At 64.5% G+C, this 8,059-nt stretch carries 8 protein-coding genes and 1 tRNA gene; 5 read left to right on the top strand and 4 right to left on the bottom strand.

What is annotated here, in order from left to right; genetic code table 11:
• Both infB and CB0205_RS0105340 read left to right on the top strand, forming a co-directional pair.
• Positions 1-2,218 (top strand): translation initiation factor IF-2 (infB, locus tag CB0205_RS0105345; protein WP_029626135.1); only part of this gene is annotated, 2,218 nt, incomplete at its 5' end.
• Between the two features lie 2 nt (positions 2,219-2,220).
• Positions 2,221-3,264, top strand: a complete 1,044-nt coding sequence (locus CB0205_RS0105340) for a low-complexity tail membrane protein (RefSeq protein ID WP_043705513.1) — start codon at positions 2,221-2,223, stop codon at positions 3,262-3,264.
• On the opposite strand, the gene CB0205_RS15265 is transcribed toward CB0205_RS0105340, so the two are convergent.
• Positions 3,208-3,468 carry a DUF3493 domain-containing protein gene (locus CB0205_RS15265; protein WP_071777943.1) on the bottom strand — a complete coding sequence of 87 codons (261 nt, stop codon included), beginning with the start codon at positions 3,466-3,468 and terminating at the stop codon, positions 3,208-3,210. The two genes, CB0205_RS0105340 and CB0205_RS15265, sit on opposite strands and share 57 nt — an antisense overlap.
• Before the next feature lie 46 nt (positions 3,469-3,514).
• Here CB0205_RS15265 and CB0205_RS0105335 point away from each other — a divergent pair.
• Positions 3,515-3,586 (top strand) — tRNA-Thr (locus tag CB0205_RS0105335).
• Between the two features lie 99 nt (positions 3,587-3,685).
• Here CB0205_RS0105335 and CB0205_RS0105330 read toward each other — a convergent pair.
• Positions 3,686-4,177 carry a cupin domain-containing protein gene (locus tag CB0205_RS0105330; RefSeq protein WP_010315209.1) on the bottom strand — a complete coding sequence of 164 codons (492 nt, stop codon included), beginning with the start codon at positions 4,175-4,177 and terminating at the stop codon, positions 3,686-3,688.
• A 50-nt stretch (positions 4,178-4,227) separates the two neighbouring features.
• On the opposite strand from CB0205_RS0105330, the gene CB0205_RS0105325 reads away from it, so the two are divergent.
• Complete coding sequence (locus CB0205_RS0105325; RefSeq protein ID WP_010315208.1) at positions 4,228-4,662, top strand: nucleoside deaminase; 435 nt, start codon at positions 4,228-4,230, stop codon at positions 4,660-4,662.
• Positions 4,663-4,668: 6 nt separating this feature from the next.
• On the top strand, positions 4,669-5,424 hold the full coding sequence (locus tag CB0205_RS0105320) for a 16S rRNA (uracil(1498)-N(3))-methyltransferase (RefSeq protein ID WP_010315206.1): 756 nt from the start codon (positions 4,669-4,671) through the stop codon (positions 5,422-5,424).
• On the opposite strand, the gene budA is transcribed toward CB0205_RS0105320, so the two are convergent.
• Both budA and alsS read right to left on the bottom strand, forming a co-directional pair.
• Entirely contained in the window at positions 5,371-6,225 is an 855-nt protein-coding gene (gene budA / locus CB0205_RS0105315) for an acetolactate decarboxylase (protein WP_010315204.1), read from the bottom strand. The genes CB0205_RS0105320 and budA overlap by 54 nt on opposite strands.
• 7 nt (positions 6,226-6,232) lie before the next feature.
• Positions 6,233-7,978, bottom strand: coding sequence for an acetolactate synthase AlsS (gene alsS / locus CB0205_RS0105310; RefSeq protein WP_232197246.1), 1,746 nt, complete (start codon positions 7,976-7,978; stop codon positions 6,233-6,235).
• Positions 7,979-8,059 lie beyond the last annotated feature (81 nt).

Genomic DNA, 8,059 nt, shown 5'->3' with positions numbered 1-8,059 from the left:
CGCCGGCGCCCCCGGAGCCCCTGGAGCAGGCGACGCCAACCGTCCTTCAGTCACTCCCCCGTCGGCTCCTCGCCGCCCGAATTTCCGCGCTCCCATGCCGCCCGGTGGCGGCCGTCCCCGCCGCCCCGATTGGGACGACAGCGCGCGTCTTGATGCACTGCGCAGCCGCTCACCCCAGAAGCAGCGCCAGCGCGTTCACATCATTGGCGAGAACGACGACTCGCTGGCCGCACAAACCGGCGGCTACGCCGGTGACACCGATGCGGTGGTGCTGCAGGCCTCCCTCGCCCGTCCGGCGAAACCCCGCAGCGCTGGCTCCGCTCAGCCGAAGCCAACCGTTGTGGCCCGCAAGCGCCGCAAGGAAACCGCCCGTCAGCGTCAGCGCCGCCGCGCGATGGAGCTGCGTGCCGCGCGGGAAGCCAAGCAACAGCGGCCCGAAATGCTCATCGTTCCGGAGGGCAACCTCACGGTGCAGGAGCTGGCCGACAAGCTGGGCGTCGAGAGCTCCGAGATCATCAAGAGCCTCTTCTTCAAGGGCATCATCGCCACGGTGACCCAAACCCTCGATCTCTCAGCGATCGAGACGGTGTCCCAGGAATTCGGCGTTCCGGTGCTCGAGGACGACGTCGAGGAAGCGGCGGCCAAGACCGTCGAGATGATCGAAGAGAGCGATCTCGCTCACCTGATCCGGCGTCCGCCCGTGGTCACGGTCATGGGCCACGTGGACCACGGCAAGACCAGCCTGCTGGACTCGATCCGCAAAACCCGGGTCACCGCTGGCGAAGCCGGTGGCATCACCCAGCACATCGGTGCCTACCAAGTCGAAGTGCCCCACGCCGGGGAGCAGCGGAAGATCACCTTCCTCGACACCCCTGGCCACGAAGCCTTCACCGCCATGCGGGCCCGTGGCACCAAGGTCACTGACGTGGCCGTGCTGGTGGTGGCCGCCGATGACGGCGTGCGTCCCCAGACCCTGGAAGCCATCAGCCACGCCCGCGCCGCCAAGGTGCCGATCGTGGTGGCGATCAACAAGATCGACAAAGAAGGTGCCTCCCCGGATCGCGTCAAACAGGAGCTGTCCTCCCACGAACTCGTGGCTGAGGACTGGGGCGGCAACACCGTGATGGTGCCGGTCAGTGCCATCAAGGGCGAGAACATCGAGAAGCTGCTGGAGATGATCCTGCTGGTCACAGAAGTGGAAGACCTGCAGGCCAACCCAGACCGGATGGCCCGGGGCACCGTCATCGAGGCACACCTCGACAAGGCGAAGGGCCCTGTGGCCACCCTGCTGATCCAGAACGGCACCCTGCGCACCGGCGATGTGCTGGCCGCTGGTCCGATCCTGGGCAAGGTGCGCGCCATGGTCGACGACAACGGCAAGCGCGTCAAAGAAGCAGGCCCCTCCTACGCCGTTGAGGCCCTGGGCTTCAGCGAAGTGCCGACGGCCGGCGACGAGTTCGAGGTCTACACCGACGAAAAAACGGCCCGTGCGGTGGTCGGCGACCGCGCCACCGAAGCCCGCGCAACCCGACTGGCCCAACAGATGGCCTCCCGCCGGGTCTCTCTGGCCTCCATGTCGGGCCAGGCCAGCGAAGGCGAACTCAAGGAACTCAACCTCATCCTCAAGGCCGACGTTCAGGGTTCCGTCGAGGCAATCCTCGGGTCCTTGGAACAACTGCCTCAAGAGGAGGTTCAGGTCCGCGTGCTGCTCTCTGCACCGGGCGAAGTCACCGAAACCGACGTCGACCTGGCGGCGGCTTCCGGTGCTGTCATCGTCGGCTTCAACACCTCGATGGCGCCTGGCGCCAAGCGTGCTGCTGACGCCACGGGCGTGGATGTTCGTGACTACGACGTCATCTACAAACTGCTCGAGGACATCCAGATGGCCATGGAAGGCCTGCTGGAACCCGAACTGGTGGAAGAGCCCCTGGGCGAAACCGAGGTTCGGGCCGTCTTCACGATCGGCAAGAGCGCCGTGGCGGGTTGCTACGTCACCAGCGGCAAACTGCAGCGCAACTGCAAGGTCCGCGTCTGGCGCGGCAAGGAAAAGGTGTTCGAGGGCGACCTGGACTCCCTGCGCCGCGGCAAGGACGATGTCAAAGAAGTCGCCACCGGCTTCGAATGCGGCATCGGCTGTGATCGTTTTGCCAACTGGCAAGAGGGCGACCGGGTGGAATCCTTCAAACTGGTCACGCAGCGACGCACCCTCAGCAACTGACCGTGAATCCGGCAAGACGCGAACCGCTCCTGTGGCTCCAGCTACTGGGACTCGCGGCCTTGCCGCTCGAAATCCTGTTGCTATTCCTGCTGTTTGCAGGGGCAGACCCGGGTCCCTTCCCAGGCTTTGAACGCTTGCTGACCTGGGCGATCGGCGCCCTAGGAAGCGCGGTCCTCTTCTGGCGCCTTCCTCCCGACCTCTGGTCTGTACTGATCCTGCAGGTGCCCCTGCGGGGTCGCCGACCAGAGCAGTTTCGTCTGAGTGCCCTTCAGACCGCCCTGCCTCTGAAGGTCGTCATTGCCCTGGGCGCAGCACTGCTCCTTCCTCTGACCTGGTGGGCAGACAGCCACGCCGGCATGGCCTGGGCCTGGTCCCCTCTATCCAGCAGCCCCAGGCTGGTGGTTCTGCTGCTCTGCATCCCGGTGTTGGCGCTGATCCAATGGCAGTGGGCCCAAGTGATCCAGTCCCTCTGGATGCTCACCAGATCCGCTGGTCTGGTGGATCAGACCCTGCCCCTCACCCAAGTCCAGGCTGCTGAGCAGCGCCTCAACGCTGGGCTACCGCTCTTGCTTCTCGCGCCGTTGGCCTTTGCCGAACCTGCGGCTTCCGTCGAGCCGGAACCGAAGGTCACACCGCAAGACCAACAGGAAAAACCCGAAGCTATCGCTCCTGAACCCGAACAGACCGACTCACCTAGCGAGACAGAGCCCGTCGCCGCAGAAGCTTCTGAACCTGCTGCAGAGCCTTTGCAGGCGGACGCGGAGGTCGTTGAGGCGACCGACGAAGACCACGAGGCCAACGCTGAAGCCCTTGCCTCAGAAGACGTCGATGTGCCGCAAGCGGAAGCCTCAGGCGCCGACGCAGAGCCCGAGGAGGAAGCGGTCGTTCATGAAGAGCCCGGTTCCGAAGAAACCGGCCCCGAAGAGACCACTGCCGAAGCACCCCAAGACACTGAGGAAGACCCTGCCAAACAGGACAGCGAAGACGCGTCAGTCGTCGACGCTGGGGGAGCGGTCGCGCCAGAGGAGAAGCCCGAAGAGGGCTAACGCCGAAACCTGAATCAGGAGGTCAGAGGACTGGACCACCTCTCCACCGGCCGAACGCATCGCCATGGTGGCGAGGCCAACGGCCGCAGAAGCAGTAAAGGCCAACCAGAGTCCTCGCCTGAGTCCACGCCAGGGGGTGCGAGCCTCCTGCAACAGACGAGCCCTGAGATCGGGATCCAGTGGGGGACGGGAGTCAGGCGGCATCCGCGCGTCTCAGGCTTCGAAGCCTGAATGCTAATTTCACTGGGCTGCCGGTGTAGCTCAGTGGTAGAGCAACTGATTCGTAATCAGTAGGTCGTCGGTTCAAGTCCGATCTCCGGCTTTTCAGGTCCTGACGCTCTCAAAAGAGATGGGACCCTGCAGTCACAGCAAGACATCTGAGCCCGCGGCTTTGAATTTGAGCCAAAGATGGCACCAGGCTCTAGCGATACTCGACCAGGGCAGCTGGTGGATGTTCAGCTTCTGAAAGTTCGCTGAGCATTTGAAAGTCGTCAAAGTCAAAACCAGGAGCGACCGCACACACCATCAGGCTCCAACGCCCTGAAGCCCGAGCGGCCTGCCAGACACCCGCTGGCACCACGACCGTTTCTGCTGAACCCGGCAGAAGACAGTGCTCCTGCAGCTGCCCATCCATGACCAGCAGCAACGCCAAGGGATCCCCCGCTAGGCAGCACCAACTCTCATCGGCGTGATTTACCCGATGCCAGCGACTGATCTCCCCGGGGCCCAACAGAAACAGGATCTGGGTCAGGGCATCGCGCTGCACCCCATCGGCGCGGCGCACCTTGAGCGCGCTACGGAAGGTCTCTCGATACCACCCCCCCTCGGGGTGAGGTTGAAGATCAAGCGCCGCAACGATCTCAGCCACGCTGTGGCGTTCTGGATCCCACGGACCGAGGTTGTCTTGCGTCATGCCTGCCATGCTTGGGCCAACGGCACGGAGGTGCGATCGATCGCAGCACGATGCAACGTCTGGTCGATGCGGCCCGGGCCGAAGCCGAACGGGGCTGGAGCGAAGGGGGAATTCCCATCGGCGCCGTCCTGGCCCAAGAGGATGGAACGATCGTCGCCCGTGGACACAACCAACGGGTCCAGAACGGGGATCCCACCAGCCATGGTGAAACCCAGTGCATCCGCAACCCCGGGCGGCGCCGCGACTGGCGTGAGCTGACCCTGGTCACCACCCTCTCTCCCTGTCCGATGTGCGCCGGAACCGCTGTTCTGCTGGGATTCCGGCGGGTGGTCATCGGAGAGCGCAAGACCTTTCAAGGGGCCGAGACCTGGCTCAAGGAGGCTGGGATCGAAGTCACCTGCCTGGACGATCCACACTGCGAAGAGCTGATGCAAACCATGCAGCAGCAGAAGCCTGAGCTCTGGGCAGAAGACATCGGCTGCTGAACAGCGATGAACATCGTCCTGCTGAGGCCAGAAGACTGGATCGACGAGCAGCGCGTGCTGCTGACTGACGAGCGGGCGAGCCACGTTCGCAATGTGCTCAAGTCCAGCGTGGGCGAGACCCTGCGGCTTGGGCTCATTGGAGGTGCCTGCGGTCAGGGGCTGATTGAGTCCCTGGACTCCAGTGGCGTGGTGCTTAGAGCCGTCCTCGGCGAGCCGCCCCCAAAGCGCCATCCCTTCGATCTGGTGCTGGCCCTACCGAGACCCAAGATGCTGCGCCGGATCCTGCGGCAATGCGCCGAATTTGGGATCAGCCATCTGCACGTGATTAACAGTGCGCGGGTCGAGAAGAGCTACTGGCAAAGCCCGCTGCTGCAAGCCAGCAACGTCGAGGACGCCCTGCTCGCGGGCATGGAGCGCTCCCGAGACACCATCGCCCCGCAGGTGCATCTGCACCAACGCTTCCGGCCCTTCATCGAAGACGAGCTCCCAGGGCTCTGCGCCGGAAGGCTCTGCCTGATCACGGAGATGGGGGCCGAGGAGCCCCTGGCTCAGCACGCCGGCCAACCCGCTCTGGTGATGATCGGGCCCGAGGGCGGCTTTGTCCCTTTTGAGATCGAGCTCGCCCAGGCCCATGGTGCCCGCCCCGTTCATCTAGGGGAGCGGACCTTGAGCGTGGACACGGCCCTCAGCGCAACCCTGGCTCAGGGATCAGCTGTGTTTGCTCTCCGCTCGGGCCAAGGCCTCGGCGGGATCCCCCTGTAGATCCGCCTCCAGGAAGGCCGGCGTTTCCGGCAGGGCCAAGTGCACGTGGTTATCCATGTGGACCTGCACCGTCAGATCCTTGGCCTGCATGTCGAGGATGTGACCGCCATGGTTGTGGTCATCGCTCAGCAGGTGCAGGTGATAGCCGGGCACATTGATCGTGCGGGCATAGCTGGGAGTCCAGAACCCCACCAGGCTTCCGCGCAGACCGCTCTGGCTGAACTCCGCCTGGTGACTGGTCGCGCTCACCAGGTCAGTGCCATGGGCGCTCTTGCAGGCCACGCGGTAGTGGATCCTCTCGAACGTGCCGGTAATGCGGATGGCGCAGAAGAGATTGTCGCTGCGCCTTAGGCCATCGAGCTGGGCGGTGAGGTCATCCCAACTGCTGACGGACGGCAGCGTGGTGGTGGTGTCAGCCGCAAAGAAGGTCGTCGCCCAAAAGGGAGCCAGGGCCGAGTCCGGGGCGACATGCACCGACCCATCACTGCGGGCCTGCCAGCAGGTGCCATCGAGCATGATCCCCTCACCATCAAGGCCATCGAAGGTGCCCAGGCCGAAGTCTCCATGGCGCTTGATGTCCGCCACGCGCACGCAACCCTGATAGACCCCCTGCACCAGCGCTCCAGAGGTGGAGACCTGATAGATCGTGTGGTGGTCAAGATCCAGGGTTTCCGCCAGGGAGCGGCGAACCAGATGGCTGACGCTGTCGCCCGTGCGTTCAGCCAAGGCGTGCAGCGCGTCCCAGAGACCATCGCCAACAGAGACGTTCAGGTGGTGACCGCTCGCATGCTGCGTGCTCATCGGAACCTCAGTGGATGAACTGCTGGTGCACGTTCTGCATCAGCCGGATGTTCTCGGAGTAGTCCACCGGAACATTGATCAGAACCGGTACCGGCTGCTGCAGAGCCTCCCGCAGGACGGGTCCGAGGTCCTCGGCGTTCTGGATCGAGTAGCCCTTCGCGCCAAAGGCCTCGGCGAACTTGACGACGTCGTAGTCGCCAAGCTGGATCCCCGAGACCCGTCCGTAGTGGGCCTGCTCCTGGAACTCCACCATGTTGTAGGAGTGGCTGTTCCAAATCACGTGCACGAAGCGGCTGCCCATCCGCACCGCCGTCTCCAGCTCCGTCGCCGTGAACAAAAAGCCCCCGTCCCCTGAGACGGAGACCACGGGACAGCCGGGGCGAACCATCCCAGCGGCAATGGCCCAGGGCAGGGCCACCCCCAGGGTCTGCTGACCATTGCTCACCAGGACCTGGCGGGCTCGCTCAGCCTGGGCATAGCGGTTCATCCAGATGTAGTGGGAGCCGACATCCAGGCAGAGCGTGGTGTCCTTGGTGATCACCGAACTGATCTCGTGCACCAGGCGCAACGGATGAACAGGAGCAGCCCCACCCATGGAGGCACCCTCGGCGGCCGTCGCCCGTAATTCAGCGGCGAGGGCCTGCTGCTGCTGACGGAAATCAGGGGCGATCGTCAGTGGCGGCAGGGTGGCCATGGCGATCAGGGTCTGCTGCAGATCCCCGATCAACTCCACCTGGGGCAGGAAGGCTTGGTCCTGGTCCGCAGCCTGGACATCGACATTGATCAGGGTGCGGGATTGATCGCTATTCCAGAGGCTGGGGTCGTATTCGACCGGATCAAAGCCGAGGCAGATGACCCCATCGGCAGCGCTTAGCAGGGCATCCCCCGGTTGATTGCGGAAGAGTCCCAACCGCCCCACGTACTGCTCCGGCGCGACCCAGCGACCGGGCCCTTGGAAGGTGGCGCAGTAGGGCAGTCCGCTGCGGCGCACATAGGCCTGGAGCGCTTCGCTGAGATCTGGATCTGAAGCCTGCATCCCCAGAAGGAGCAGGGGCCGCTCCAGGGTTGCCATCAACTCCGCGGCACGGCTCAGGGCCTGGGGATGGCAGGGCCCCTGCAGGATCGGCTCACCCCAGCCCGCCGATGGGTCGGCCTCGATCTCAGCCAAGCCAACGTCTTTGGGCAGGCCCAGAAAGGCTGCCCCCGGCCGGCCCTGCTCAGCCGCCCGAATGGCATTGCCCAGGACCTCCGGTAGGTCGTGAATCGAGAGGGCGGACTGGGCAAAACGCGTCACCGGCTGCATCAGGCCGATGGCATCCAGCGACTGATGGGTCTGCTTAAAGCGATCGTCCAGGGGCACCTCACCGCCGATCGCCAACACGGGGTCGCCTTCGGTGGTCGCCGTTGCCAGGCCCGTCACCAGGTTGGTCACGCCAGGGCCGGAGGTGGCCAGGCAGACGCCAATGCGGCCGGTCAGGCGGCCAAAGGCTTGAGCCATGAATGCCGCGTTCTGCTCATGGCGGCAGAGCACCAGCTCGATGGGCGAATCCAGCAGGGCCGTGAAGACGCTGTCGACCTTGGCCCCGGGGATGCCAAACACATGGGTGACGCCATGGGCTTCCAGCGCCTTGACCAGAAACTGAGCACCCGTCAGAGCCTTGGACCGCAGCGCCGGCTCCACTGGGCGGCCTGGCGTTCTGCGGTTGGAGGTCTGCGGTGCGTGGGGATGGGAATGGCGTGCCGATGTCGTCATCCGACGGTCCGAAGGCTGATTCGCACACCATGACCACAACGCTGCACCACAGCCCCTGCGTTCGTTTTTTTTCGGGAATCT

The organism is Synechococcus sp. CB0205, from assembly GCF_000179255.1.
In the GTDB taxonomy this organism is placed as follows: Bacteria; Cyanobacteriota; Cyanobacteriia; order PCC-6307; family Cyanobiaceae; genus Vulcanococcus.
Note: the sequence above shows the minus strand (reverse complement) of the source record. Positions and strands in the feature narration are given on the sequence as shown.